Below are 24,227 nucleotides of genomic sequence, written 5' to 3'. Positions count from 1 at the left end.
AGGTGTTTCGGAAGAACCTCGCGCTACCCGAGCGGGGCGAACAGCTCGACGTGGTTGCCGTCCGGGTCGACCACGACGGCGTAACGCTGGCCCCAGAAGGCGTCCCACGGCGCCTTGTGGCTGGGGTGCCCGGCGGCCACCAGCTCGTCGTGCAATGCGTTGACCTCGGCCGGGGAGTCGCAGCGGAAGGCGAGGCCGATCGCCGGGCCGCCCCGGGGCGGCGACCAGGACTGGTCGAAGGAGCGGACGGTGTCGACCGTGTCCCAGCCCAGACGTAGACCGCCCGGCAGTTGGGCCTCCACGTGTGGCTCGGCGTCGGCCTCGGCCGGGAGGTCCAGGCCGAGCCGCCGGTAGAACGCGAGTGCGGCCGCCATGTCCGCGACCACCATGCCGATCATGTCGAAACGAGCTGTCATGCGGCACACGCTAGAGCCGTGCGCCGCACCCCGTCTTGAACGGACCGGACACAGGACCGGACGGGGCGTCAGTCGGGCAGCGTCGCTCCCGGTGCGAGGTGAGGTGGCTCGGGAGAGCCCGCCGGCGGCGGGTACTTCAGGCCGCTGCCGGTGTTGAGCACGACGACCTCCTCCTCGCCGGTGAGCCAGCCGCTTTCGCGCAGCCGGGCGACGGCGGCCAGCGTCGCCGCGCCCTCGGGGCAGGTCACCAGGCCCTCGGCGGCGGCGCAGGCGGCCTGCGCGGCGAGGATGTCCTCGTCGGCGACCGCGACGGCGGTGCCCCCGGTCGAGCGCACCGCGTCCAGCACGAGGAAGTCGCCCAGCGTGCTGGCGACGTTGACGCCGTAGGCGAACGTCCGCGGGTCCGGCCAGGGCGGCGCGGTCGAGCTGCCGGCCTCGAACGCGCGCACGAGCGGCGCGCAGCCCGCCGCCTGCACGACGACCAGGCGGGGTGCAGGTCCGGTGAGCCAGCCCAGGGCCCGCAGCTCCTCGAGCGCCTTGTGGATGCCGATCAGGCCGACCCCGCCGCCGGTCGGGTACACGATCACGTCCGGTGCGCGCCAGCCGAGCTGCTCGACGATCTCCAGGCCCATGGTCTTCTTGCCCTCGACCCGGTAGGGCTCGCGCAGGGTCGCCGTGCTGAACCAGCCGTCGGCCACCGCCTGGGCGGCGATCGCCCCGGCGTCGCCGATCAGGCCGTCCACGACGTACAGCCGGGCACCGGCCAGGGCCGACTCCATGCGGGTGATGCGCGGGGCGTCCTCCGGCATCACCACGAGCGAGCGCAGGCCGGCCCGGGCCGCGTAGGCGGCCCAGGCGGCGCCGGCGTTGCCGTTGGTCGGCATGGTGATCGCCTCGATACCCAGCTCGCGGGCCCGGGAGACGCCGACGGCCGCGCCGCGTGCCTTGAAGCTGCCGGTCGGCAGCAGCCCCTCGTCCTTGACCAGCAGACCGGGTACGCCGATCCCGTGCCCGTAGCGGGCCAGCGGCAGGATCGGCGTCATGCCCTCGCCGAGGGTGATGGCGTTCTCCCGGCCAGCCACCGGCAGCAGCTCGCGGTAGCGCCACAGGTCCTGGCCCCGCTCGGCGAGGTCGGCTGGCGCGACCGTGGCACCCACCCGCTCCAGGTCGTACCGGGCGAGCAGCGGCGAGCCGCAGGCACACAGGTTCTGCGGGACGGAGGCGTCGTGCCGGATGCCGCAGCGGGCACATTCCAGGTGGGTGAGCGCGCTGTGCCAGGGCTCGGGCATGCGGGGAGTCTAGGGGCGCGTCCCTCAGGTGTTGCGCCGCGTGATCGCGTCGCGCACCCGGTCGACCAGGCCGAGTCCGGTAGAGACGATCTTGTTCGCCGGTGCCGTGCCGGGTACCAGCGGGTGCGGGCGGGTGGGCGCGACCTTCTTGCTCTGCTCGTACCCGTGCCCGAGCTCGCGCAGCTCCTCCGGCGGGCACGCCTCGCGCAGCCGCGACAGCATGTCCGCCTCGGTCCGCAGGTGGCCGCGCACCGCGTCGACGAGGCCGGTGACGAGCTCGTCGAACCGGGGCGTTGCCGCGTCGACGTGCTGGAGCTCGTTCATCACCCGCTCGCCGTCGGCGTGCTCGGCCAGGCGCTGGTCGGCGAGCTCGTCCCCGCCGGGCAGCACCCGGCGCACGGTCGGGTAGAGGAACTGCTCCTCGGCCGTCCAGTGCCGCGAGAGCTCGGCGATCGCCCGCTCGAGCAGCTCCCGCCGGTTGCGCGCGTCGCCGCTCGCCGCGACGTCGTCGAGCATGCGGCCGACGACGCGGTGGTCGTCGAGGACTGCGTCAACGAGGTCCGTCATGTGTCCTGTGTACCCCAATCGCGTCACCGTGATTCATCGCCTCGTTCCGGGGTAGCTCTGCGCGTATGCGGCTGCGGCGAAGCAACGTGTGGGGCAAGGGCATCCGGCGGCAGCGTCGTGGGCGGGGCTTCAGCTTCACCGACCACGAGGGCGCACCGCTGGACGCCGAGGCACTCGAGCGCGTCCGGGGGCTGGCCATTCCGCCGGCCTGGCGCGACGTGTGGATCTGCCCGTACCCGAACGGGCACATTCAGGCAGTCGGTGTCGACGACGCCGGTCGGCGCCAGTACCTCTACCACGAGGCGTGGCGCGAGCGCCGGGACGAGGAGAAGCACCGGCGGGTCGTCGAGCTCGGCCGCCGCCTGCCCGACCTGCGCACCAGGATCGACGCCGACCTGTCCCGGCCGGGTCTCGGCCGGGACCGGGTGATCGCCGGGGCGCTGCGCATGCTCGACCGCGGGGTGTTCCGCACCGGCGGCGAGGAGTACGCCAACGACAACGGCACCCGCGGGGTGGCGACCCTGCTGCGCGGCGACGTCGAGGTCAGCAAGGGCGTGCTGAACTTCAACTTCACCGCCAAGGGCGGTATCGAGCGCCGGCTGCGGATCCGGGACTCCGAGCTCGCCACGCTCGTGACGGCGCTGCGCCGCGGCCGGGCCGACGACGACCGGTTGCTGTCCTACAAGGATCGGACAGGGCGGCACGACGTACGCGCGGAGGACGTGAACGACCAGCTCCGGTCGATCGTGGGCGAGGAGTTCACCGCGAAGGACCTCCGCACCTGGCACGCGACGGTGCTGGCGGCGGTGGCGTTCGCCGGTGTGGAGCCGCCGTCCTCGGCGCGTGGGCGCCGGCGGGTGGAGGCCGCGGTGATGAAGGAGGTCTCCGAGCAGCTGGGCAACACCCCCGCGGTGGCCCGTCGCTCCTACGTCGATCCACGGGTGGTGTCGGCCTGGGAGCGCGGCCAGACCCTGACCGGTCTGCCGGAGCGGCTGTCCGGGCTGGCCGACGACGAGCTTCGCCTGGCCGTCGAGAAGGCCGTGATCCGCCTGCTCGACGAGTAGGGCCGGCGGCCCCGCGGGTCGGGTGTCGAGTGAAGTTGTCGTGGGCGAGGGTGCGTCCGGAGTGGGCTCGGACGCACCCCCGTCAGCTGAGGACGTTCTCGCGCTGCTCCGACCGCGGGTCGGCCTGGGCGGGCTGCTGCTGGTTGTCCTGACCAGGCTGCTCCGTGATGAGCGACTCCTCATCCTGGGCGACCATTCGTTCACGGCAGATACGGGCGAGCTGGCGAGCGTGGACAGTCATGGCATCTCTCCCTTTCCCGGCAGGTGATTACCCCGATATGCCGGTCACCACACCCCTACTGTCGCGCGTTTGGCCCACCACCGTTACGGCTAACCGCAGCCATGACGACCAACCGGGCGTCCGGCTGGTCCGTCGGCGTCGAGGAGGAGTTCCTGCTCGCCGACCCGGCGACGGCCCGTACGGTGCCGGCCGCCGAACGGGTGATCGCGGCCGCGCGTGCGCTGCCGATGGCCGGGCCCGGTGCCAGCCTGCAACCCGAGCTGCTCGCCACGCAGGTGGAGGCCGCCTCGGGGGTGTGCGAGTCGCTCGCCGAACTCGGCGCGCAGCTTTACCACGCCCGGCACCAGCTGGCCACCGCCGCCCGTGACCTGCTTGTGGTGCCCTCCGGTACGCCCGTGCTCGGCGGCGAGACGCGGACCACCCCGGGAGAGCGGTTCGAGCGGATCGCCACGAGGTATGCCGGGGTCGTCGCCGACTACCAGGCCTGCGGTTGCCACGTCCACGTCGGCGTGGCGGACCCGGAGACCGCCGTCGCCGTCGTCGACCACGTTCGGCCCTGGCTGCCCACGTTGCTGGCGCTCTCGGTGAACTCCCCGGTGCACGAGGGCAGGCGGACCGGTTTCGCGAGCTGGCGGATGGTGAGCCAGTCCCGGTTCCCCGGCTCGGGCGTGCCGCCCCGGTTCGGCTCGCTGCGTGCCTACACCGCCCGGCTGGCGCGCCTGGTGTCGGCCGGCGTGCTGCTCGACGAGGCCATGACGTTTTGGCTCGTCCGTCCCTCGCCGCGGCTGCCGACGGTCGAGTTCCGGGTCGCGGACGTCTCGGCGGACGTCGACGGCGCGCTGCTGCAGGCGGCCCTGTGCCGAGCCCTGGTCCGAACCGCGCTCCGCGACATCGGCCGCGGTCGGCCCGCGCCGGAGCTGGACGACCAGGTGGCGGCGGCCGCGGTCTGGTCGGCCGCCCGCTACGGGCTCGACGGGCCGGCGGTGCACCCGCTGCTGGCGCGCCAGGTACCGGCCGGGGAGTTGGTCGCCGACCTCGTCGAGACGGTCCGGCCGGCGCTGGCCGAGACCGGCGACGAGCACCTCGTGGAGTCCCTACTTCGGCGGCTCCTCGTCTCCGGTACCGGTGCGCGCCGGCAGCTCGCCTTCGCCGACCCGGTCCAAATCGTGCGGATGCTCGCGAAGTCCGCGTTCAGCATGGGAGAAGAGAATGTTGACTGTTGACATCGGACGGTTGCCCAAGCCGAGAGGCCCGCTCTCGGAGGCGGTTGTCGAGGCACTGGCTTCGGCGCCGGGGCGCGTCCGGCTCCCCGTGCACGACGCAGACCCGTTCGGCGCGGACCTCGCGGTCGCCCTGCACACCTGTTACGAGCTGCACTACCGCGGGTTCGAGGGTGTCGACCCCGCCTGGGAGTGGGAGCCGGGGCTGCTGTCCGCACGCCGGGAGCTGGAGCGACCGTTCCTGGCCGCGCTGCGCGACGCGGTGCCCGCGGGGGACGACGTCGCGGGGGTGCTCGACGAGCTGCTGGTCGAGCGGATCCCCGGTTCGGGGGTCTCGCACTTCCTCCGGGACAAGGGCGAGTGGTGGCACCTGCGGGAGTACCTGACCCACCGGTCGATCTACCACCTCAAGGAGGCCGACCCGCACGCCTGGCTGATCCCGCGGCTGACCGGGCGGGCGAAGGCCGCGCTGGTGGCCGTGGAGTTCGACGAGTACGGCGGCGGCCACGCAGACCGCGTGCACGCCAAGCTCTACGCGGACCTGCTCGAGGCCTCCGGCTTGGACGCCGGCTACCTGCACTACTTCGACGACGTGCCGGCCCCGCAGATCGCGATCGTCAACCTGATGTCGATGCTGGGCCTGCACCGGGCCCTGCGCGGGGCGATGGTCGGGCACTTCGCCGCCGCCGAGATCACCACGGCGCCCAGCGCGCAGCGGTTGGCCCAGGCCCTCGAGCGGCTGGGCGGCACCGAGCGCACGACGCACTTCTTCACCGAGCACATCGAGGCGGACGCGGTACACGAGCAGGTGCTGCGCCACGACGTCATCGGCGACCTGCTGGAGCGCGAGCCGGAGCTGGCCGGCGACGTCGTGTTCGGGGTGCAGGCCACGGAGTACCTGGAGGGCCGGCTCGCCGAGCACCTGCTCGGGTCCTGGCGGGAGGGGCGCTGCTCGCTGCTGACCGAGCTGCCGGAGCACCCGGGGCCGGCCTGAGCCGTGGCGGACCGACCCCCGGGGCTCCAGCCTCAGGTGTCGGTCCGCACCCGCTTGCGGTGGCTGGTGTCGCAGAGGGGATAACGCTTGCTGCGGCGGCAGGTGCAGACCGCGACCAGGAAGCGGTCGGCGGTCACCGTGGTCCCGTCGTCGCCGGTCAGCTCGACGGGACCCTCGACGAGGACCGGCCCGCCGGTCTCGATCCGCACCCGGCGACGCTCAGCTGGCGAGCCGGTCACCGCGCACCACCACCAGCTCCTCGACCCGCTGGTCCGGGTCGATCAGGCCCAGTTCCCGCAGCTTGTCGACCCGATCGCGCATGACCGGACCGAACGGTTCGTCGGCCCGTGCCACGACCGACGCCTTGAGGCCGCCGCCGCGCAGCTGGGCCAACGTCCGGTCCACGTCGCAGAGAGCGGAGTGGACGGTCAGCAGCACACCGCCGGGCGCCAGCAGGATCGGGGCCATGGCGCAGATCCGGTCGAGCATCGCCCGGCCGTCCGAGCCGGCGTCCCACGCCCGGCGGGGACCGCGGCTGGGCAGGTCGGCCACTCCGGGCACGTAGGGCGGGTTGGCCAGGACCAGGTCGAACTGCTCGCCCGCCGCCTCTTCCAGTGCGTCGCCGCGCCGCACGCGCACGTTCAGGCCACGCACCGCGGTGTTGAACCGCGCCGCGGCCACCGCGCGTCTGGAGAGGTCGAACGCGGTCATCGAGCGGGGTGAGGTCCGCGCCGCGGCGATCGAGAGCGCTCCCGTGCCACACCCGATGTCGAGTACCGCACCGCCCGGTGGTACGCCCGCGTCCCGCAGGGCCCGGGCCAGCAACCAAGTGTCACCCTGGGGGCGGTAGACCCCGGGCGGTCGTAGAAGCCACATGCGACGGTCTACCTCCCTTCGCCGCACTCAAACCCGCCGGCGACGGCGCCGCAGGTCGCCTGGCGGCTGACGGCGGCCGGAAGAACAAGACTTTTTCTTCCGGTGGTGTCCCGGCAACCTCGACGCCACTGGTCGCCGAGGAAGTGGGAGGGTGGCGTGGGCGGGGAGCTGGACCTCGAGCAGGAGTACCTGGCGGGGCTGTACGCCCGGGTGGACCGGCTGCGTGCGGAGGCCGCGCGGCGCCTGGCCGCCGCGCGACGGGAGGGCACCGACCCGGCACGCATGGACCTCTGGCGGGCCGAGCTCGCCCGGCTGGAGGCCGCCGAGCAGGGGTTGTGCTTCGGCAGGCTCGACATGTCCGACGGCGAGCGGGTCTACCTCGGGCGGCTGAGCCTGTTCGGGAGCGGGGCCGCGACGCTGCTGCTGGACTGGCGGGCGCCGGCGGCCAGGGCGTTCTACACGGCCACCGCGGCGGCTCCCCAGGGTGTCCGGCGCCGGCGGCACATCACCACCCGCGGGCGCAGGGTCGTCGCCCTGGACGACGAGCTGCTCGACTCGGCCGGCGGCGAGCCGGACGGGCTGGTCGGCGAGGCGGCCCTGCTGGCGGCGGTGAGTGCCCAGCGGACCGGGCGGATGCGCGACATCGTGACCACGCTGCGGGCCGAGCAGGACGCGGTGGTCCGGGACGAGCACCGCGGCGTGCTGGTGGTGACCGGCGGGCCCGGCACCGGCAAGACCGCCGTCGCCCTGCACCGGGTCGCCTACCTGCTCTACACCCAGCCGCACCTGCGCACCCGCGGCGTGCTGGTGGTGGGGCCCAGCCGCGTCTTCCTCGACTTCATCGGCCAGGTGCTGCCGGGCCTGGGGGAGAACAGCGTCGTCACCGCCACCATCGCCGACCTCGTCCTCGACCGCTGTCCCGGCGTCCGGGTCGGCCGCGTCGATCCGCCCCGAACCGCCGAGGAGAAGGGGCGCGCGGACATGGCCGAGCGGGTGGCGGCGCAGGTGCGCTCCCGGGTGCGGACGCCCACGGAGCCGGTGGACGTCGAGTTCGAGCGGCAGGTGCTGCGGCTGGACCAGGGCGCCTACGCCCGCGCGGTGCGCCGGGCCAGGCGCACCGGCCTCCCACACAACGAGGCCGGCCTGGTCTTCCAGCGCGACGTCGTGGAGGCGCTGGCCGGGGACCTCGTGGAACGCATGGAGGCGGTCGTGCTCACCGAGACCGGCGAGGCCATCGACGGGGGCAGCGCGGACGGCCGGCTGAGCGCGGCCGATCTGCGCGCGCTCGCCGCCGCGGGGGTCGTCGTGGACGACGCCCGCGACGAGGACGAGGGGCCGAGGACCATCCTGGACGAGACCGACCGGGCCGCTCTGCGGAACGCGCTGCTGGCCGACGACGGGGTACGGGCCGCGCTCGAGGAGCTGTGGCCGACGCTGACCGCCGAGGGCGTGGTGGCGGAGCTGCTCGGCGTGTCCGGCGGGGAGTGGAGCCCGGCGGATCTCCCGCTGCTGGACGAGGCGGCGGCCCTGGTCGGTGCGGACGGGGTCGCGGCCCGTGCCACCTTCGGCCACGTGGTCGTCGACGAGGCGCAGGAGCTGTCCGAGATGGCCTGGCGGATGGTCATGCGGCGGTGCCCGACCAGGTCGATGACCGTCGTCGGGGACCTCGCGCAGACCGGCGACCCCGGTGGGGCGGGCTCCTGGGAGCGGGCGCTGGCCCCGCACGTGCGGGACCGCTGGCGGCTGGCGCCGCTCACGGTGAACTACCGGACGCCGACGGAGATCATGGACGCGACGGCCGACCTGCTCGCCGCCCACCACCCCGGAGCCCGGCCGCCCCGGTCGGTCCGCTCGGCCGGTGAGACGCCCTGGCGGGTACGGACGACCGAGGCCGAACTGCCCAATGTGGTCGCCGAGGTCGCCGCCGACCTCCTGGCCGGCGGCGGCCGGCTGGCGGTGGTCGCCCCGGCCGCGCGGCTGGACGCCCTGGCGGTGGTGCTGTCGCTGACCGGGCCACCGGACCCGACCGAGCCGGTGGTTCTGCTCACCCCGGGACAGGCCAAGGGCCTGGAGTTCGACTCGGTGCTGGTCGTCGACCCGGCCGGGATGCTCGGCGAGCCACTGGGGCACAACGACCTCTACGTCGCGATGACCAGGGCCACCCAACGGCTCGGCCTCGTGCACCCCGGGCCGCCGCCGGCCGAGCTGGCCGCGGTGCGCGAGCGGTGAGCGCCGGCCTCACGGTTCACCGGGTCCGCGGGCCATCGCGGCCTCCACGCCGTCCAGGATCGTGGCGAGCCCGACCCTGAAGGTCTCCGCGGCCTGGCTCTCCAGGTAGGGCACGCCCTCCTCGGGCCGGAACGTGTCGGCCTGCCCCAGGGCGACGATCGTCGGGTAGCGCCGGGCGAAGTCCGGGACGACCTCCGGGACCACCGCCGAGCGGACCGCCCACCAGTCCTCGTTGGACAGCCCGGTGGCCGCGGCGGCCTGGCGGGACTCGGCCACCGTCTGGGCCGCGCCGCGGACGAAGTGGAACAGCGTCCCCACCACCCGCAGCAGGGTCCTGGCCGGCAGGCTGGTTTCGGTGAGGATGCGGGCCACGGTCTCCACCACGGCGTACTCGTTGGGCCCCAGTACCGGCCGTACCTGGGAGACCTGCAGCAGCCAGGGATGGCGCTGGTAGAACGACCAGAGGTCGCCGGCCCAGGCGCGTACGGCCGGCCGCCAGCCCTGGTCGAGCCCGTAGTCGCCGTTCAGCTCGCCGTGCACGTGGTCGTACATCAGGTCGACCAGCTCGCTCTTGTTCGGCACGTAGGTGTAGAGGGACATCCCGCTGCGCCCGAGCCGCTGGCCGACCGCCCGCATCGACAGCGCCGGCATGCCCTCCTCGTCGGCAATCGCCACCGCCGCGTCCACGATTTCGTCGATCGTCAGCGCCGGCTTCGGTCCTGGCCGCTTCTCCCTGGTCACGGGGGTGCGCCAGAGCAGCTCCAGCGCCCGGCGGGCATCGCCCTGGCCGGCGAAGAGAACCACCTCGACATCTCCTTACGCCGTAAAGTATTGTCACCGTACACCCCAAGGAGAACAAATGGCCTCAGTGCATGCCGCCGACACCCATGGCCTCATCGAGGTCCGCGGTGCTCGCGAGAACAACCTGGCCGACGTCTCGGTCGACCTCCCGAAGCGGAGGCTCACGGTCTTCACCGGCGTGTCCGGGTCAGGCAAGTCCTCGCTCGTGTTCGGCACGATCGCGGCCGAGTCCCAGCGGTTGATCAACGAGACCTACACGGCCTTCCTGCAGTCGTTCATGCCGAGCATCGGCCGGCCGGACGTCGACGCGCTGCGCAACCTGAGCGCCGCGATCGTGGTCGACCAGGAACGCATGGGCGCCAACGCCAGGTCCACAGTGGGCACCGCGACCGACGCGCACACGATGCTGCGGATCATCTTCAGCCGGATCGGCGAACCCCACGTCGGCACGTCCGGCGCGTTCAGCTTCAACCTCGCCGAGGGTATGTGCCAACGGTGCGAGGGCCTGGGCAAGGTGTCCGATGTAGACATCAACGGTCTGGTCGATCGGGACCGCTCGCTCAACGAGGGCGCGATCACCGTTCCCAGCTTCTCGGTCGGCTCCTGGTACTGGAAGTCGATGGCCGACTCCGGGTTCTACGACCCGGACAAGAAGCTCCGCGACTTCACCGAGCAGGAGTGGGCGGACTTCCTGTACCGGCCCGCGACCAAGGTCCGGATGGCCGACATGAACACGACCTACGAGGGGCTCGTGGTCAAGGTCCGCCGGTTGTTGCTGAGCAAGGACCGGGAGTCCATGCAGCCCCACATCCGGGCGTTCGTCGACCGCGCGGTGACCTTCGCCGTCTGCGGGGAGTGCGGCGGCGCCCGGCTCAACCAGGCGGCGCTCTCGGCGAAGATCGCCGGCCGCAACATCGCCGAGTGCTCGGCCATGCAGATCAGCGACCTCGCCGTGTTCGTCCGGGAGATCACCGACGAGTCGGTGGCGCCCCTGGTGGCGACGTTGAGCGAGACGCTGGACTCGCTGGTGGAGATCGGGCTCGGGTACCTGAGCCTGGACCGCGAGTCCGCCACGCTCTCCGGTGGCGAGGCACAGCGGGTGAAGATGGTGCGCCACCTCGGGTCCAGCCTCACCGACGTGACCTACGTGTTCGACGAGCCGACGGTCGGGCTGCACCCACACGACATCGCCAGGATGAACTCGCTGCTGCTCCGGTTGCGGGACAAGGGGAACACGGTCCTCGTCGTGGAGCACAAGCCCGAGGCGATCGAGATCGCCGACCACGTCGTCGACCTCGGTCCCGGTGCCGGCTCCAATGGGGGGCGGATCTGCTTTACCGGTGACGTGGCCGGCCTGCGCGCCTCCGACACGTTGACCGGGCGGCACCTGGACCACCGGGTGGGGCTGCGCCGGGAGGTCCGCCGGCCGACCGGGCACGTCTCGATCACCGGCGCGAACCGGCACAACCTCAGGAACGTCGACGTCGACATCCCACTGGGCGTGCTGACCGTGGTCACCGGCGTCGCCGGCTCGGGCAAGAGCTCGCTCATCCACGGCTCGCTCGCCGGTCGGGACGGCGTGGTGGTCGTCGACCAGTCGGCGATCCGCGGCTCCCGGCGCAGCAACCCGGCGACCTACAGCGGCCTGCTCGACCCGATCCGCACCGCGTTCGCCAAGGCCAACGGCGTGAAGCCGGCCCTGTTCAGCGCCAACTCGGAGGGCGCCTGCCCGACCTGCAAGGGAATCGGCCTAGTGTACACCGACCTCGCGATGATGGCCGGTGTCGCCTCGGTCTGCGAGGAGTGCGAGGGCAGGCGGTACACCGCCGAGGTGCTCGGGCACACGCTGCGGGGTAAGAACATCTCCGAGGTGCTGGCCATGTCCGTGGCGGAGGCGCGGGAGTTCTTCCCCTCCGGCCCGGCCCGGGTGGTCCTGGACCGGCTGGCCGCCGTCGGCCTCGGGTACGTGACCCTGGGCCAGCCGCTGACCACGCTCTCCGGCGGCGAGCGCCAGCGGCTCAAGCTCGCGATCAACATGGCCGAGAAGGCCTCGGTGTACGTGCTCGACGAGCCGACGACCGGCCTGCACCTGGCCGACGTCGACCAGCTGCTGGCGCTGCTCGACCGGCTCATCGACACCGGCAACACGGTCGTCGTCATCGAGCACCACCAGGCCGTGATGGCGCACGCGGACTGGGTGGTCGACCTCGGTCCCGGCGCCGGCCACGACGGCGGCCGGGTGGTGTTCACCGGTACGCCGGCCGAGCTGGTCGAGCGGGGGGACTCGCTGACCGCACGGCACCTGCGAACCTACGTGGGGGTGTGATGGAAGCCGTCGGCCTGCTCGAGGTGACCGCGGTCCGCCGGGTGACCCCGCGCCTGGTGCGGGTGAGCTTCCGCGCGCCCGAGGGCTTCACCGCCTGGCCCGACCAGCAGCTGAAGCTGTTGTTCCCGCGCGAGGGCCAGACCAAGCCCCGGCTGCCGCCGGCCGACGACGACCAGATGCGCTGGTACACGGCGTTCCTGGCCATTCCCGAGGCGGAGCGACCGGTCATGCGCAGCTTCACCGTGCGTGGCCACGACCCCGGGCGCGGGGAGATCGACGTCGACTTCGTCCTGCACGGTGACCACGGCCCGGCGGCGCGCTGGGCGGCCGCCGTCGAGCCGGGCCAGGTGCTCGGCCGGTACGGCCCGTCCGAGGTCTACCGGCGTCCGCTGCCCGCGGCGTCGCGGTACCTGTTCGCCGGCGACGAGACGGCGCTGGCGGCGATCGCGTCGTTGCTGGCCTCGCTGCCGGCCGGGGCATCGGCCGAGGTGGTCGTGGAGGTCGCGTCGGCGGCCGAGGAACAGGGGCTGACCTCCCCGGCGCGGATCACCTCGCACTGGCTGCACCGCGACGGTCGCCCGCCCGGCGGCGACCTGCTGTTGTCGGCCGTCACGGCGCTGGAGGTGCCGCCAACCGCGGTCGCCTGGCTGGCCGGCGAGGCAGCGGTGGTGCGGGCACTGCGGCGGCATCTGGTGGGGCGCGGGGTGCCCAAGGCCCGGATCGAGTTCGCCGGCTACTGGCGGCGCGGGCTCACCGAGGACGACCCGCCGACGCCCGAGGACCTCGCCCAGGCCCAGGAGCGCCTGGCTCAGTCGGACGGCTGACCCTCCTCGGCGGGCGATCGGGGTAGCTCGTCGTTCCCGCTGCCGTGGCGGCGGATCGGTGGTTGCCTGGACGCAGGGACACCTCGCGACAACAGAAGGAGAACACCGTGCGTGGCGTTGTGCTGCACGCTCCCGGCGACGTCCGGGTGGAGGAGCGGGCCGACCCGGCCATCCTCGCCCCGACCGACGCGGTCATCCGCCTGTCCGCGACCTGCGTCTGCGGGTCCGACCTGTGGCCCTACCGGGGAATCGAGCGGGTCGAGCGGCCCTCCCCGATGGGGCACGAGTACGTCGGCGTCGTGGCGGCGGTCGGCGACGAGGTGCGGACGGTCCGGCCCGGCCAGTTCGTGGTCGGGTCCTTCTTCGCCTCGGACAACACCTGCGAGATCTGCCGGGCCGGCTACCAGAGCTCCTGCGTCGACCGGGAGCCCATCGGCGCCTTCGGCTCCCAGGCCGAGCTGCTGCGGGTGCCGCTGGCCGACGGCACCCTCGTGGCGACCCCGGACGTACCGCCCGACGACCTGGTCCCGAGCTTCCTGGCCGCCTCCGACGTGCTGGGCACCGGCTGGTTCGGCGCGGTGGCCGCCGAGGTCGGGCCGAGCAAGACCGTCGCCGTGGTCGGCGACGGCGCGGTCGGACTGCTCGGGGTGCTGGCGGCGAGGCAGCTCGGCGCCGACCGGATCATCGCGATGAGCAGGCACGAACCCCGCCAGAAGCTCGCCACCGAGTATGGGGCGACCGACATCGTGACCGAGCGCGGCGACGAGGGCGTGGCCCGGGTCAAGGACCTCACCGACGGCCTCGGCGCCCACTCGGTGATCGAGGCGGTGGGCACCCAGGAGGCCATGATGCAGGCCGTGCGCTCCACCCGCCCCGGCGGGCACGTCGGCTTCGTCGGCGTCTCCCACGGCGTCGAGCTGCCCGGCCAGGAGCTGTTCTTCTCCCACGTGCACCTGCACGGCGGGCCCGCACCGGTACGCCGCTTCCTGCCCGAGCTCATCGACCTGATCTGGAACCGCCGGATCGACCCCGGGCGGGTCTTCGACCTCGAACTGCCGCTCGACCGCGCCGCCGAGGGCTACGCGGCCATGGACGACCGCAGCGCGATCAAGACCCTGCTCACCGTCTGAGCCTGCCCGCTCGGGGCCCTTCAGGCCGAGTGGCGGTGGACCAGCGTCGGGGTGAACAGGGTTCGCGCGGGCGGGCTGTCGGGGTGGTCGATGTGGTGCAGGAGCAGTCGGGCCAGCTCGGCCGCCATCTCCTCGACGGGCTCGCGGACCGTGGTCAGCGGGGGGTCGCAGGCGAGGGCGACGCCGCTGTCGTCGAAGCCGACGACGGCGACGTCCGCCGGGACCGCCCGGCCTCGCGCGCGCAGCACGGACAGGGCGCCCTGGGCCATCAGGTCCGACGCGGCGAACACCGCGTCCAGGTCGGGGTGGGCCTCGACCAGGTGTGTCATGCCGACGGCCCCGCTCTCCCGGCTGAAGTCGCCCTCCACCCAGGCCAGGTCCGGGTCGGCGAGCGTGTCGCGGAAGCCGGCGAGGCGGTCGTGGCCGACCGCGGTGTGCAGCGGGCCGGTGATCGTCACGATGCGCCGGCGGCGCAGCGACCGCAGGTGGTCCGCGGCCAGCGCCGCGCCGGCACGCTGGTCGGCCTCGACGTGGGTGACCGCGAGGGGCTCGGCCGGCCGCGCCGACAGGACCACGGGGAAACGGCTCTCGACCAGCCGCCGGGGGAGTGGGTCCCGCTCGCCGGGGTGGACGAGGATCACGCCGTCCAGCCGGCCGCGGTGCAGGTCGGCGGCCACCTGGTCGCGGGTGTTCGCGTCCATCGTCATCAGGACCAGGTGCACGCCGTGGTCCCCGGTCACTCTGCTCGTCCCGCGCAGCAGCCGGCCCAGGAACGGGTCGCCGGGCAGCCGGGCCCGCTCGGGCAGCACCAGCGCGACGGCCTCCGCCCGCCGGGTCACCAGTGAGCGGGCGGCCGGGTTCGGCACGTAGCCGGTGTCCGCGATCGCTCGCTGGACCGCCGACCTGATCGCCTCGTCCACTGTCGTCACGCCATTCACTACGCGTGATGCCGTCGCCCGGGACACGCCCGCCGCCCTCGCCACCTCCTCGAGGGTGACGCGCTTGAGCGGGGCGCGGCGCGGGGTGGGCACCGCCTCTTTATACCGTCGGGCTACGCCGGGGTTCCCCAGCTCAGTTCAGGCTCGCCAGCCGGGTCAGTGCCGCGGCCCGCTCCGTGGCCATAGCCGCCGCGACGGCCTTGGTCGGCTCGTGGGTCACCTGGGTGGCTGCGGACCGGGCGACCGTGGCCGACTCGGTCAGGTGCGCCCGGACCAGCCGGGTGAGCTCGGTGTCGAACGCCGCCGAGGAGGCCAACCCGGTCAGCTCGGCGTCGGTCGGCATACCCGGCATGTCATGGCCCTCGTGCAGGTTCTGGTAGGGGACAGACGCCGCGTCGAGCAGGCCGTGCAGCGACTCGAGCTCCGCGCGGCGGGTGGTGGCCAGCTCACCCGCGAACGCCCGCAGTGCCGGGTTCGCCGCCCGCCGTGCACCCAGGTCGAGCAACCGCACCGCCTGGTCGTCGGTGGAGATCGCGAGCTGAGTGAACGCCTGCTCGGTCGGACCGAAACCGCCGGGCGGAACCGATGGTTCCGCGGCTGCCGGGGGCGGCGCCGGCGGGCTGGCGGAGGGCGGCGTGGCGGGGTCCTGCTGGCCACAGGCGGTGAGGCCGGTGGCCAGCAGGACGGCGAGGAGCCGACACCTCACAGAGGACGTCCGTCGTGCCCGCACTTGACCACCGGGCGGATGCAGTCCCGGACCCGGCGCTCCATCTCGGCGGCCGGCCAGACGTTGAAGAAGTCGCCGTGCATGGTGCGACCGTCGCCGGAGGCCAGCCGGAACTGCGCCGGGTCGCCGTTGACCGGGTAGCGCAGCACCATTCGCAGCTTCGGCACCTGGACCGGGTGCGAGGACGGGCAGTTGCCGCCGACCGGGTAGGACATGTGGCTCTTGTGGTCGGCGGAGTCCAGGCTCGTGCCGTTCCAGCACTGCGGGAAGTCCAGGTAGGTCTCCAGCTGGGTACCCGCCGGACAGTTCACGAAGTTCTTCGACGGGGCAACGTGCCCGGCGTGCAGGCAGGACCACCTGGCGATGCTGTCGCCGTCGCCGGTCGCCCGCGCGTTGCCGGCGACGATCTTGAGACCGACCGGGGTCGGCTGGGTCGCCGCCGGGTTGTTCACGCCCTCGCCCAGGTAGTAGAACGTGATGCCGGTCGGCACGACCACCTGGTTGTTCCGGTACAGCGTCGGCACCCAGTACGAGGAGATGTCCGAGGCCGGGTTGCAGTTGCCGGTCGCGCCGGCGAGCTGGTTGTAGTTGGAGTGCGCGTTGGTGGCGCGGTTGCCGAAGAAGTCGTGCGAGTGCGAGCCACCGGGGAGGCCCGGAGCCACGATCGGGTCGTCCGGCAGGCGGTGGCTGAACTGGCAGTCGGCCGGGAACTCGGCGACTCGGATCACGGCGTCGGCCCGCTGCGGCTCGCCGGTGACGCCGCCGCCGACGACCGCGCCGGCGACGAGGGCGAACACCAGGCCGACCTTGGTGAGGGGGCGCCATCCTGTCATTTTCTTCACCATTGAAGACAAACTCCCTCGAGCTCTCAGGATTTGCAGGGCATCGAGAGAGCGCTCTCACAGCAAATCATGACGTGGCTCACAGGCCAGGTCAACGATTTTGTTCCGACCGGGAACAAATCGCGTCCGTTTGGCGGCGTCAGCTGGGTCGATCGGCTCTAGCTCGCCCGCAGTCTTGACAGCAGGTAGTCCGAAAGGCACTCTCTGTCCGGAGAGAGCGCTCTCACGCCCTGCCTCTCCCTTTCCTGTCGCGCTGCCGACCCTGTCCGCGGCGCGCGAAGGAGCACGCATGAAACCCGCCTCGTTCCCGCCGCGGGCCCGCCGCTGGCTCTCGCTGGGCGTGACCGCCGCGCTCGCGGTCACCCTGACCCAGGCATTCGGACCCGCCACCCCGGCCACCGCGGCCGGCGCCCTGCTCTCCCAGAACCGCCCGGTCACCGTCTCCTCCAGCGAGTCGGCCGCGTTCCCCGGCTCGGCCGCGGTCGACGGCGACACCGGCACCCGGTGGTCGAGCCAGTTCTCCGACCCCCAGTGGATCCAGGTGGACCTCGGCCAGACCGCGACTCTGGACGAGGTCCGGCTCACCTGGGAGGCCGCCCATGCCCGGGCGTTCTCCGTCCAGGTCTCCGGCGACGCCTCCTCGTGGTCCACTGTGTACTCCGCCGCCGCTGCCAGCGGCGGCGAGCAGGTGCTCCCGGTCTCCGGCAGTGGCCGGTACGTGCGCCTACAGCTCACCACCCGGGCAACCCAGTACGGCTACTCCCTCTGGGAGTTCCAGGTCTTCGGCACCACCGGCGGTTCCCAGCCCGGCCCGGAGGGCCTGCTCTCCTACCGCAAGCCCGCCACGGCCTCGACCTACCAGGACGACGGCGCCTGCCGCGCCTGCACCCCGTCGAAGGCGACCGACCTCGACCCGGCCACGCGCTGGGCGACCAGCGCCACCAACGGCTGGGTCGACCCGGGCTGGATCGCCATCGACCTCGGTGCGACGGCGACGATCAACAAGGTCGTGCTGCAGTGGGACCCCGCCTACGCCGTCGACTACCAGCTCCAGGTCTCCGGTGACGGTTCCACCTGGACCACGATCTACTCCACGACCTCCGGCCGCGGCTTCAAGGAGACGATCACCGTCGCCGGAACCGGCCGGTACGTGCGGATGTACGGCACGGAGCGCTCCAACGGCTACGGCTACTCGCTCTGGGAGTTCCAGGTGTACGGCACCGGCGGCAACCCGACACCGCCACCGCCCGCCCCGCCGGCACCGGACTTCGACCGTCTGGTGTGGAGCGACGAGTTCAACGGTCCGAACGGCGCCACGCCCGACCCTGCCAAGTGGACACCCGAGGTCGGGCCGGGTGTGAACAACGAGCTCCAGTACTACACCAACAACGCCAACGCCAGGATGGACGGCGCGGGCAACCTGGTCATCCAGGCCAGGCGCGAGGTGACTCCCGGCTCCTCGTGCCCGCCCGACCCGAACAGCGGCGGTTCGACCACCTGCCAGTACACCTCCGGCCGGCTCAACACGGCCGGCAAGTTCGAGACGACCTACGGCCGGATCGAGGCGCGGATCAGGGTGTCGAGCACGCAGGGGCTCTGGCCGGCGTTCTGGATGCTGGGCGGCAACTTCTTCAACGGCGTGCCGTGGCCGGCGAGCGGCGAGATCGACATCCTCGAGCACATCGGGCGCGAGCCGAACCGGGTGTACTCGACGCTGCACGCGCCGGCCTACTTCGGCGCCGGCGGGTATGGGGCGCCGCTGGACCTCGGTACCAACGCGAGCGCGGCCTTCCACGTGTTCGCCGTCGAGTGGGAGGCCACCCGGATGCGGTTCTTCGTGGACGACAACCCGTTCTTCACCGTCGACCGGGAGACCCTTGAGCAGACGAGGGGGCCGTGGGTGTTCGACCACCCCTTCTTCCTGATCCTGAACAACGCGGTCGGCGGTGACTGGCCGGGACCCCCCGGGCCGGGCACGGTCCTGCCGCAGAACATGACGATCGACTACGTTCGGGTGTACCGCTAGGGCGCGTCTGGCGGATCTTGGTCGATGCGGTTCGTGATCCGGGTGGTCGCTGGCAAGGCGGAGCATCGGCCTCGTACCGGGTCGTACTCGGCCGGTGCGACAACGCCGCCAGGGGCCGCCCGGGCGCGGACCGCGCGGGCGAAGATCCGTCAGACGTGCCCTAGGGCGTGTCTGACGGATCTTGATGTTGGGGTCCGGCAGGGTGGGTTTTGTGGGTAGGGAGTTGGTGTCGGACGCGGCGTGGGCGGTGTTGGAGCCGTTGTTGCCGGATCGGTCGCCGCGTCGGGGTGGTCGGTGGCGTGATCACCGTCAGGTGATCGAGGGCATCGCCTACAAGTATCGGGTTGGTGTGCCGTGGCGGGAGGTGCCGGAGCGGTTCGGGCCGTGGCAGACGCTGTATGAGCGGTTGTCGCGGTGGAGCGCGGAGGGCACCTGGGCTGGGCTTGTCGCGGCTGTTCAGGCGCGGGCGGATCTGGCTGGGGAGCTGGACTGGGTGGTGTCGATCGACTCCACCCTGGTCCGGGTGCACCAGCACGGCGCGGCCATGCCACGAGGCACGGCACGAGGCACGGCACGAGGCACAGGACGGGACACAGGGGGCTTGGTCGAATCACAGGAATCCGACCAGCGAGCCGGCTGACCACGCCATCGGGCGTTCCCGCGGCGGTCTGACCACCAAGATCCACCTTGCCGTCGACGGTCGTGGCAGGCCTCTGTCGATCGTGCTCACGGCGGGCAACGTCAACGACACCACCCTGTTCCACGATGTACTCGCCGGCATCCGTGTCCCCCGCCCGGCCGGACGCCCACGCACCCGACCGCAGCGGGTGATCGCGGACAAGGCCTACTCCAGCCGCGCCAACCGCACCCACCTGGCCCAGCGTGGAATCAAGGCCACGATTCCGGAGAAGGACGACCAGATCGGCAACCGGCTACGCCGAGGCTCAGCCGGCGGCCGCCCCTACGCCTTCGACAAGCAGCACTACAAACGACGCAACGTGATCGAACGCCGCTTCAACAGGCTCAAGGACTACCGCGGCGTCGCCACCCGCTACGACCGACTCGCCCGCAACTACCTCGGAGCACTCAACCTGATCAGCCTGCTCGACTGGCTCAAAGATCCACCAGACACGCCCTAGGGCGCGTCCGCCTCACGGCCCGCGCAGGCCGTCGAGGACACGCTCCATCAGGTCGTAGGGGGGCCCGTCCTCCCCGGCCGTCTGGTGCACGACGACCAACCCGTCGGAGGCGAGGTCGCTGACCAGCTCACGCGCCACCCCCAGGGGCACGCTGAGCCTGGCGGCCACCTCCGCCACCGCACGGGACTCGTGGCACAGCCCGCAGATCGCCCGCTGCTCGGCGGGTAGCGAGTCCGCCGCCGCGTGCCCCTGCTCGCTGGTGATCACGAGCGCCTCGATCGCGAGGCGCTCGTGGTCCACCGGCGGCGCCGGCGGCGGCTCGCGCAGGGCGTGCCGCGCGTGCCGGCCCCGGCTGGGCAACCGCAGGTGGCCGAGCACCGCGACGAAGCGGTCCGCGGCGTCCTCGAAGTCGTAGGCGGTGGCCCGCTGGAAGCACAGGGCCGCCCCGCGCAGGTCACCCCGCTGCTCGCTGACCAGCCCGAGCGCGTAGTCGCTCTCCGGGTCGTCGTCCGGGGCCGGCGGAGCGGGCGTCGCCAGGTTCTCGTAGGCGGTGTGCAGCAGCTCCACCCCCAGGTCGACCTCCACCGACTCCTCGGGGGCCAGGGCGAAGCCCTCGGCGTGGTCCGGGTCGCCGTGGGCGAGCGCGAGGTGCATGCTCACGACGTTCTCGCTGGTCCGCTGGATCGCGGCGATCTCGTCGACCGGCAGCTCGAGCAGGTCGTGCAGGACCAGCGCGGCCGTCCGGTGCGGGGTCGCGGTGAGCTCCTGGACGTGGGGCTCCAGGTGCGCCAGCACGATCCTGAACAGCTCGAGGTGGGCGAGGTCCGGGTCGTCGAGGGTGGCCCAGCGCCGCCGGTGCTCGAGCAGGCTCTCCCGCAGTACCGCCTCGGCCAGGTCGGGCTCGGGAGCGCAGAGCGTGGTCAGGAACGCGCGCAGCCGCGGCCGCCAGGTGGCGTGGAACTCCAGCCAAGCCGCGTCCCAGGCCTCACCTGCTTCGGGATGGTCCCCCGGAGCGTTCACGGGAGGCAACCTACAACGTCCTGCCCGGTTTCCGGGCGGTAACCACCCGACCTTCGACCCGATTCGCGCCCCCGGCGAGAAACTCCTTGCCTTTTGCGTGAGCTGGGGAAGGATTTTCCCCAGCTGCTCATACGTGTGGGAGGCATCGATGTTCAAGCCCAGGTGGGGGAGCGTGGCCGCCGCGGTCACCCTGGTGTGCACGGCGACGCTGGGGGCCGGGGTCGTTCCGGCCGGCGCCGCACCGCCGGGTGGGACGGCCACCGCCGGCATCACGGTGGGCGCGGACGAGCTGGCGCTCGTGCGCTTCGAGCTACCCGACCAGACCCTGCTGCACCAGCTGGTGGCCGACGGCGCCGACGTCGCGGCGCACGGCCGGGACGCCGAGGGCAGGGTGATCGCCGACCTCGTGCTCGACGGCCGGCGGTTCGACCAGCTGGTGGCGCGGGGTGCCGTTCCGCTCCAGCTGGTCCAGCGCGAGCAGGACGCCGCTCGGCACTACCAGCAGAGCGTCGCGACCGCCCGGGCGAAGACCGGCGCCGGCCAGCGGGCCGCGGCCGACACCCTGCAGTTCCTGTCGGCCTACTGGTGGGTCACCGACGGGCGGACCTTCCTCGAGACCAGGGTCGCCACCACGGCCGTGTTCGACCCGGAGGTCGAGATCACGGTCACCTGGCGGACCGCCGACGGCACCACCGGCTCGTTCCCGTTGCAGCGTTTCGAGGACGCCGGCGAGTACCAGTACCACGTCGCCGAGCCGGTCGCCCTGCCCGCACGCCCGGTGCAGGTGACCGCGGCCTCCAGCCTCGGCGGCACGACCCGACCGGTCACCCCCGCCGCCTGGCCGGGTGCGAGCCCGCCCGAGCTGCCCGAGGGCTACCAGCGGGACTTCGTGGACGCCTACATGACGCCGATCGACGTCAAGGCGCGCATCGCCCGGCTGGCTCGGCAGTACCCCGAGCTGGTGGAGGTCATCGACCTGCCGCACCGCACCCAGGGCTACCGCCGCACCGCGACCGCCTACCTCGGGGACCCGGCGTCGGCCGCGGTGGTCGTCGAGTCGGTGGCGTTCGGCGACCAGGGACCGAACGGCTGGCAGATCCGCACCGTGGACCCGGGCGCGCCGAACCGGCCCGCGCAGGCCACCTGGCGGGACCGGGTGCTGACCGTGTCGCTGGCGACCGACGCCACCGGGGCCGTGGTGAGCACGACCGACGAGGTCGCCGCGCTCATCGAAGCCCGCTTCCCCCAGCGGTTCTCGGCCTTCGTCGAGGACGGCTCCGCCGGCCGGCCCATGCCGGTCGCCGGCCCGGTCCGGATGTCGGACGGGCTCGACGCGCCAGCCGGCGTCCCGCACCGCCCCTGGACGGTGCAGGCGCTGCGGATCGGCGTGCACCGGGACGGCTCCCGGGTCGGGGTGTTGGCCTACTCGCAGGAGCACGCCCGGGAGTGGGCGACGCCGCTGGTGACCCTCGAGTTCGCCGAGCGGCTGCTGGCCAACCACGCGACGGATCCGGAGACCCGCTCGCTGCTCGAGAACGTCGACGTGTTCGTGATCCCCGTGGTCAACCCGGACGGGGCGAACTACGCGTTCAACGACGCGAGCTTCCAGCGCAAGAACCTGGTCAACCACTGCACGGGTATCCAGCGCGACCCGCGCTACGCCGACTCCTGGGGTGTGGACGTCAACCGCAACTACACGGTCGGCTCCGTGTTCGACGGCTATGTCGGCGCGAGCGCGACCAACTGCCTGTCCAACACCTACGCGGGCACCGGCGAGCTCTCCGAGGCCGAGTCGGGCAACGTCGTCGCGCTGGCGAAGGCACACCCGAACATCCGGTTCGGGATGAACGTGCACAGCTACGGCGGGTACTTCATGTGGCCGCCGGGGGCGTACGCGATGCCGGGGCGGATCACGCTGCCGCGTCCCTCACCCGAGGAGACGGCGATGTTCCAGGCCTCGGCCAAGCGGATCGTCGGGGCCATCGCGTCCAGCCGCGGCACGGTGACCTGGCCCTCGCGCACCGGCCCGGTGGCCGACGTGCTGTACTCCGCCGCCGGCAACTCCGCCGACCAGCTGTACTACGACCTGGGCATCTACGCCTGGAACTTCGAGGTCGGCAACGACCGGTGGAACGCGGAGACCGGGCAGTGGGAGGCCGTCGGCTTCCAGCCCCCGTTCCCCGAGGCGCACGCCGAGTCCCAGGAGTACGCCGCGGGTCTGGTCGAGCTGCTCCGGGTGGCCCGCGACCACCAGGCCGCCGCGCGTTGATCCCGGTCGCACGGCGGCGGGCCTCGCGCCCGTCGCCGTGCGGTGGGTCAGCGGGCCGTGCCCGGTGCGGAGATGCGTCGCTGGATCGCCGTGAGGACGCGGTCGGGGACCACCCGGCCCATGACCGTCTGCACCTTGTTGCGCAGCGAGCCGGGGACCACGTGGTCCTTGCCGGCGAGCATGGCCTCCACGGCCTGCGCCGCGACCTCCGCGGCGCTGTCCTTGGGGCCGGCGCCGAGCTTGGTGTTGGTCATCCGGGCGCGCCCGAAGAACTGGGTGGCGGTGGGGCCGGGCATCACCGAGGTCACCGTGACCCCCGAGCCGCGCAGCTCCTCCCGGATACCCTGGGCGAAGGACTGCAGGAACGCCTTGGACCCGTGGTACACGGCCTGGAAGGGCCCCGGCGCCGCGGCCGCGACCGAGGACGTGAACAACACCCGCCCCGAGCCGCGGTCGACCATCGCCGGCAGCAGCCGCTTCGCCAGCTGCACAGCCGACCGCACATTGAGGTCGACGACGGTGAGCTGGGCCTCGAGCGAGGTCTCCCGCACGAAGTCGCCACTCACCCCAACCCCGGCGTTGATCGCCAACACGTCGACCGGCCGCCCCAACGCCGTGATCTTCTCGGCGAGCCCGTCCACCTCCTCGGCCCGCGTCAGGTCGGCGCGGATGCCGGTCACCTGAACACCGGGACGCTCCAACTTCCCCGGGACGGCGGTGATCCCCTCATCCTCGGCGACCACCAGCAGGTCATAGTCCCGCTCGGCGAGCTCCCGGGACAGTTCGTACCCGATCCCGCTGGACGCCCCCGTCACCACGGCCAACGGCCGTTCACTCACTCCAGTCATGCTCTCGGGCTACCCGCTCCGAGACCCCCGACACGTCACCCGCGAGCGTGCTCCCTCGGCCGACAATGGTCTGACGCCACCTCGTCGGCTTCAAGAGCGCGGGAGTTCGGGGGAGTGTAGGGAGGCTTCCTTGCTCGGTTGGGGCTGCCTACTCCTGCGAGCGTGCTCCCTCGGCCGGTGATGGTCTAACGCCACATCGTCGGCTTCAAGAGCGCCTGCGGCGTCGCTGCGCGATGGCTTCGCCACTCTTGACCCCGACGCTGTGGCGCTAGAGACGGCCTGTGCGAGGGAGCCGGGGGAGTGCAGGGAGCTTTCCTTGTTCGGTTGGGGCTGCCTACTCCTGCGAGCGTGCTCCCTCGGCCGGTGATGGTCTAACGCCACATCGTCGGCTTCAAGAGCGCCTGCGGCGTCGCTGCGCGATGGCTTCGCCACTCTTGACCC

General features: G+C 72.6%; 22 protein-coding genes. 10 read left to right on the top strand and 12 right to left on the bottom strand.

Translation table 11 applies throughout. The features are described 5' to 3' along the window. Nucleotides 1–23: 23 nt before the first annotated feature. From BU204_RS29485 to BU204_RS29475, 3 genes are all read right to left on the bottom strand, one after another. On the bottom strand, nucleotides 24–416 hold the full coding sequence (locus BU204_RS29485) for a VOC family protein (protein ID WP_075129052.1): 393 nt from the start codon (nucleotides 414–416) through the stop codon (nucleotides 24–26). A gap of 68 nt (nucleotides 417–484) precedes the next feature. Further along, nucleotides 485–1,705 (bottom strand): threonine synthase, encoded by a 1,221-nt coding sequence (locus tag BU204_RS29480; RefSeq protein WP_075129051.1) that lies wholly within the window; start codon nucleotides 1,703–1,705, stop codon nucleotides 485–487. A gap of 24 nt (nucleotides 1,706–1,729) precedes the next feature. Beyond that, nucleotides 1,730–2,272 (bottom strand): hemerythrin domain-containing protein, encoded by a 543-nt coding sequence (locus BU204_RS29475; RefSeq protein WP_075129050.1) that lies wholly within the window; start codon nucleotides 2,270–2,272, stop codon nucleotides 1,730–1,732. Nucleotides 2,273–2,337: 65 nt separating this feature from the next. Between BU204_RS29475 and BU204_RS29470 the strand changes: the two genes are divergently transcribed. Next, nucleotides 2,338–3,336, top strand: coding sequence for a DNA topoisomerase IB (locus BU204_RS29470; RefSeq protein WP_075129049.1), 999 nt, complete (start codon nucleotides 2,338–2,340; stop codon nucleotides 3,334–3,336). Nucleotides 3,337–3,418: 82 nt separating this feature from the next. On the opposite strand, the gene BU204_RS40310 is transcribed toward BU204_RS29470, so the two are convergent. Next, nucleotides 3,419–3,577, bottom strand: coding sequence for a hypothetical protein (locus tag BU204_RS40310; protein WP_158073530.1), 159 nt, complete (start codon nucleotides 3,575–3,577; stop codon nucleotides 3,419–3,421). Nucleotides 3,578–3,678: 101 nt separating this feature from the next. Between BU204_RS40310 and BU204_RS29465 the strand changes: the two genes are divergently transcribed. Beyond that, nucleotides 3,679–4,800, top strand: a complete 1,122-nt coding sequence (locus BU204_RS29465) for a carboxylate-amine ligase (protein ID WP_075129048.1) — start codon at nucleotides 3,679–3,681, stop codon at nucleotides 4,798–4,800. Then, on the top strand, nucleotides 4,787–5,791 hold the full coding sequence (locus tag BU204_RS29460) for an iron-containing redox enzyme family protein (RefSeq protein ID WP_075129047.1): 1,005 nt from the start codon (nucleotides 4,787–4,789) through the stop codon (nucleotides 5,789–5,791). The genes BU204_RS29465 and BU204_RS29460 overlap by 14 nt, the downstream gene beginning before the upstream one ends. 32 nt (nucleotides 5,792–5,823) lie before the next feature. On the opposite strand, the gene BU204_RS29455 is transcribed toward BU204_RS29460, so the two are convergent. Together BU204_RS29455 and BU204_RS29450 are read right to left on the bottom strand one after the other, a co-directional pair. Then, nucleotides 5,824–6,000: a CDGSH iron-sulfur domain-containing protein gene (locus tag BU204_RS29455; RefSeq protein ID WP_233160735.1), complete on the bottom strand. Its 177-nt coding sequence runs from the start codon at nucleotides 5,998–6,000 to the stop codon at nucleotides 5,824–5,826. Nucleotides 6,001–6,010: 10 nt separating this feature from the next. Beyond that, nucleotides 6,011–6,667 carry a HemK2/MTQ2 family protein methyltransferase gene (locus BU204_RS29450; protein ID WP_075129045.1) on the bottom strand — a complete coding sequence of 219 codons (657 nt, stop codon included), beginning with the start codon at nucleotides 6,665–6,667 and terminating at the stop codon, nucleotides 6,011–6,013. A 282-nt stretch (nucleotides 6,668–6,949) separates the two neighbouring features. Between BU204_RS29450 and BU204_RS29445 the strand changes: the two genes are divergently transcribed. Continuing rightward, nucleotides 6,950–8,896, top strand: a complete 1,947-nt coding sequence (locus BU204_RS29445) for a HelD family protein (RefSeq protein WP_233160736.1) — start codon at nucleotides 6,950–6,952, stop codon at nucleotides 8,894–8,896. 9 nt (nucleotides 8,897–8,905) lie between these two features. On the opposite strand, the gene BU204_RS29440 is transcribed toward BU204_RS29445, so the two are convergent. Continuing rightward, on the bottom strand, nucleotides 8,906–9,700 hold the full coding sequence (locus tag BU204_RS29440) for a TetR/AcrR family transcriptional regulator (protein WP_075129043.1): 795 nt from the start codon (nucleotides 9,698–9,700) through the stop codon (nucleotides 8,906–8,908). 55 nt (nucleotides 9,701–9,755) lie between these two features. Between BU204_RS29440 and BU204_RS29435 the strand changes: the two genes are divergently transcribed. The 3 genes from BU204_RS29435 to BU204_RS29425 all read left to right on the top strand — a co-directional run bounded on the left by BU204_RS29435 (nucleotide 9,756) and on the right by BU204_RS29425 (nucleotide 13,977). Beyond that, entirely contained in the window at nucleotides 9,756–12,023 is a 2,268-nt protein-coding gene (locus BU204_RS29435; protein WP_075129042.1) for an ATP-binding cassette domain-containing protein, read from the top strand. Then, complete coding sequence (locus BU204_RS29430) at nucleotides 12,023–12,847, top strand: siderophore-interacting protein (RefSeq protein ID WP_075129041.1); 825 nt, start codon at nucleotides 12,023–12,025, stop codon at nucleotides 12,845–12,847. Before BU204_RS29435 ends, BU204_RS29430 begins: the two co-directional genes overlap by 1 nt. A gap of 107 nt (nucleotides 12,848–12,954) precedes the next feature. Next, entirely contained in the window at nucleotides 12,955–13,977 is a 1,023-nt protein-coding gene (locus BU204_RS29425; RefSeq protein WP_075129040.1) for a zinc-dependent alcohol dehydrogenase family protein, read from the top strand. A 20-nt stretch (nucleotides 13,978–13,997) separates the two neighbouring features. On the opposite strand, the gene BU204_RS29420 is transcribed toward BU204_RS29425, so the two are convergent. The 3 genes from BU204_RS29420 to BU204_RS29410 are packed head-to-tail and all read right to left on the bottom strand — an operon-like array spanning nucleotide 13,998 to nucleotide 16,475. After that, nucleotides 13,998–15,008, bottom strand: coding sequence for a LacI family DNA-binding transcriptional regulator (locus BU204_RS29420; protein WP_075129039.1), 1,011 nt, complete (start codon nucleotides 15,006–15,008; stop codon nucleotides 13,998–14,000). Nucleotides 15,009–15,048: 40 nt separating this feature from the next. Then, nucleotides 15,049–15,621, bottom strand: coding sequence for a DUF305 domain-containing protein (locus BU204_RS40305; RefSeq protein WP_075129038.1), 573 nt, complete (start codon nucleotides 15,619–15,621; stop codon nucleotides 15,049–15,051). After that, entirely contained in the window at nucleotides 15,618–16,475 is an 858-nt protein-coding gene (locus tag BU204_RS29410; RefSeq protein ID WP_083661745.1) for a DUF1996 domain-containing protein, read from the bottom strand. The genes BU204_RS40305 and BU204_RS29410 overlap by 4 nt, the downstream gene beginning before the upstream one ends. A 298-nt stretch (nucleotides 16,476–16,773) precedes the next feature. Between BU204_RS29410 and BU204_RS29405 the strand changes: the two genes are divergently transcribed. Together BU204_RS29405 and BU204_RS29400 are read left to right on the top strand one after the other, a co-directional pair. Next, complete coding sequence (locus BU204_RS29405; protein ID WP_075129036.1) at nucleotides 16,774–18,510, top strand: discoidin domain-containing protein; 1,737 nt, start codon at nucleotides 16,774–16,776, stop codon at nucleotides 18,508–18,510. Nucleotides 18,511–18,721: 211 nt separating this feature from the next. Continuing rightward, nucleotides 18,722–19,649 (top strand): IS5 family transposase gene (locus tag BU204_RS29400; RefSeq protein ID WP_408608058.1). Its coding sequence is split into 2 segments (ribosomal slippage): nucleotides 18,722–19,054 and nucleotides 19,056–19,649, totalling 927 coding nucleotides; the frame shifts between segments, so codons are not numbered across the junction. Nucleotides 19,650–19,661: 12 nt separating this feature from the next. Here BU204_RS29400 and BU204_RS40940 read toward each other — a convergent pair. After that, nucleotides 19,662–20,669, bottom strand: coding sequence for a DUF742 domain-containing protein (locus BU204_RS40940; RefSeq protein ID WP_198943034.1), 1,008 nt, complete (start codon nucleotides 20,667–20,669; stop codon nucleotides 19,662–19,664). A gap of 148 nt (nucleotides 20,670–20,817) precedes the next feature. On the opposite strand from BU204_RS40940, the gene BU204_RS29390 reads away from it, so the two are divergent. Further along, nucleotides 20,818–22,938, top strand: coding sequence for a M14 family zinc carboxypeptidase (locus tag BU204_RS29390; RefSeq protein ID WP_075129035.1), 2,121 nt, complete (start codon nucleotides 20,818–20,820; stop codon nucleotides 22,936–22,938). 47 nt (nucleotides 22,939–22,985) lie between these two features. On the opposite strand, the gene BU204_RS29385 is transcribed toward BU204_RS29390, so the two are convergent. Further along, nucleotides 22,986–23,786 (bottom strand): SDR family NAD(P)-dependent oxidoreductase, encoded by an 801-nt coding sequence (locus tag BU204_RS29385; RefSeq protein ID WP_075129034.1) that lies wholly within the window; start codon nucleotides 23,784–23,786, stop codon nucleotides 22,986–22,988. Nucleotides 23,787–24,227: the final 441 nt, after the last annotated feature.

Source organism: Actinophytocola xanthii (genome assembly GCF_001921205.1).
Classification (GTDB): Bacteria; Actinomycetota; Actinomycetes; order Mycobacteriales; family Pseudonocardiaceae; genus Actinophytocola; species Actinophytocola xanthii.
The sequence above is the reverse complement of the archived record's forward strand: the minus strand, read 5'-3'. Positions and strand labels throughout refer to the sequence as shown.

What these genes read in the sequence shown, in the direction of transcription:
- BU204_RS29460 (WP_075129047.1), top strand. Translation starts at nt 4,787, where the DNA reads ATGTTGACTGTTGACATCGGACGGTTGCCCAAGCCGAGAGGCCCGCTC.
- BU204_RS29405 (WP_075129036.1), top strand. Translation starts at nt 16,774, where the DNA reads ATGAAACCCGCCTCGTTCCCGCCGCGGGCCCGCCGCTGGCTCTCGCTG.
- BU204_RS29475 (WP_075129050.1), bottom strand. Translation starts at nt 2,272, where the DNA reads ATGACGGACCTCGTTGACGCAGTCCTCGACGACCACCGCGTCGTCGGC.
- BU204_RS29470 (WP_075129049.1), top strand. Translation starts at nt 2,338, where the DNA reads ATGCGGCTGCGGCGAAGCAACGTGTGGGGCAAGGGCATCCGGCGGCAG.
- BU204_RS29480 (WP_075129051.1), bottom strand. Translation starts at nt 1,705, where the DNA reads ATGCCCGAGCCCTGGCACAGCGCGCTCACCCACCTGGAATGTGCCCGC.
- BU204_RS29435 (WP_075129042.1), top strand. Translation starts at nt 9,756, where the DNA reads ATGGCCTCAGTGCATGCCGCCGACACCCATGGCCTCATCGAGGTCCGC.
- BU204_RS29385 (WP_075129034.1), bottom strand. Translation starts at nt 23,786, where the DNA reads ATGACTGGAGTGAGTGAACGGCCGTTGGCCGTGGTGACGGGGGCGTCC.
- BU204_RS29465 (WP_075129048.1), top strand. Translation starts at nt 3,679, where the DNA reads ATGACGACCAACCGGGCGTCCGGCTGGTCCGTCGGCGTCGAGGAGGAG.
- BU204_RS29485 (WP_075129052.1), bottom strand. Translation starts at nt 416, where the DNA reads ATGACAGCTCGTTTCGACATGATCGGCATGGTGGTCGCGGACATGGCG.
- BU204_RS29450 (WP_075129045.1), bottom strand. Translation starts at nt 6,667, where the DNA reads ATGTGGCTTCTACGACCGCCCGGGGTCTACCGCCCCCAGGGTGACACT.
- BU204_RS40310 (WP_158073530.1), bottom strand. Translation starts at nt 3,577, where the DNA reads ATGACTGTCCACGCTCGCCAGCTCGCCCGTATCTGCCGTGAACGAATG.
- BU204_RS29445 (WP_233160736.1), top strand. Translation starts at nt 6,950, where the DNA reads ATGGACCTCTGGCGGGCCGAGCTCGCCCGGCTGGAGGCCGCCGAGCAG.
- BU204_RS29390 (WP_075129035.1), top strand. Translation starts at nt 20,818, where the DNA reads ATGTTCAAGCCCAGGTGGGGGAGCGTGGCCGCCGCGGTCACCCTGGTG.
- BU204_RS29410 (WP_083661745.1), bottom strand. Translation starts at nt 16,475, where the DNA reads ATGACAGGATGGCGCCCCCTCACCAAGGTCGGCCTGGTGTTCGCCCTC.
- BU204_RS29430 (WP_075129041.1), top strand. Translation starts at nt 12,023, where the DNA reads ATGGAAGCCGTCGGCCTGCTCGAGGTGACCGCGGTCCGCCGGGTGACC.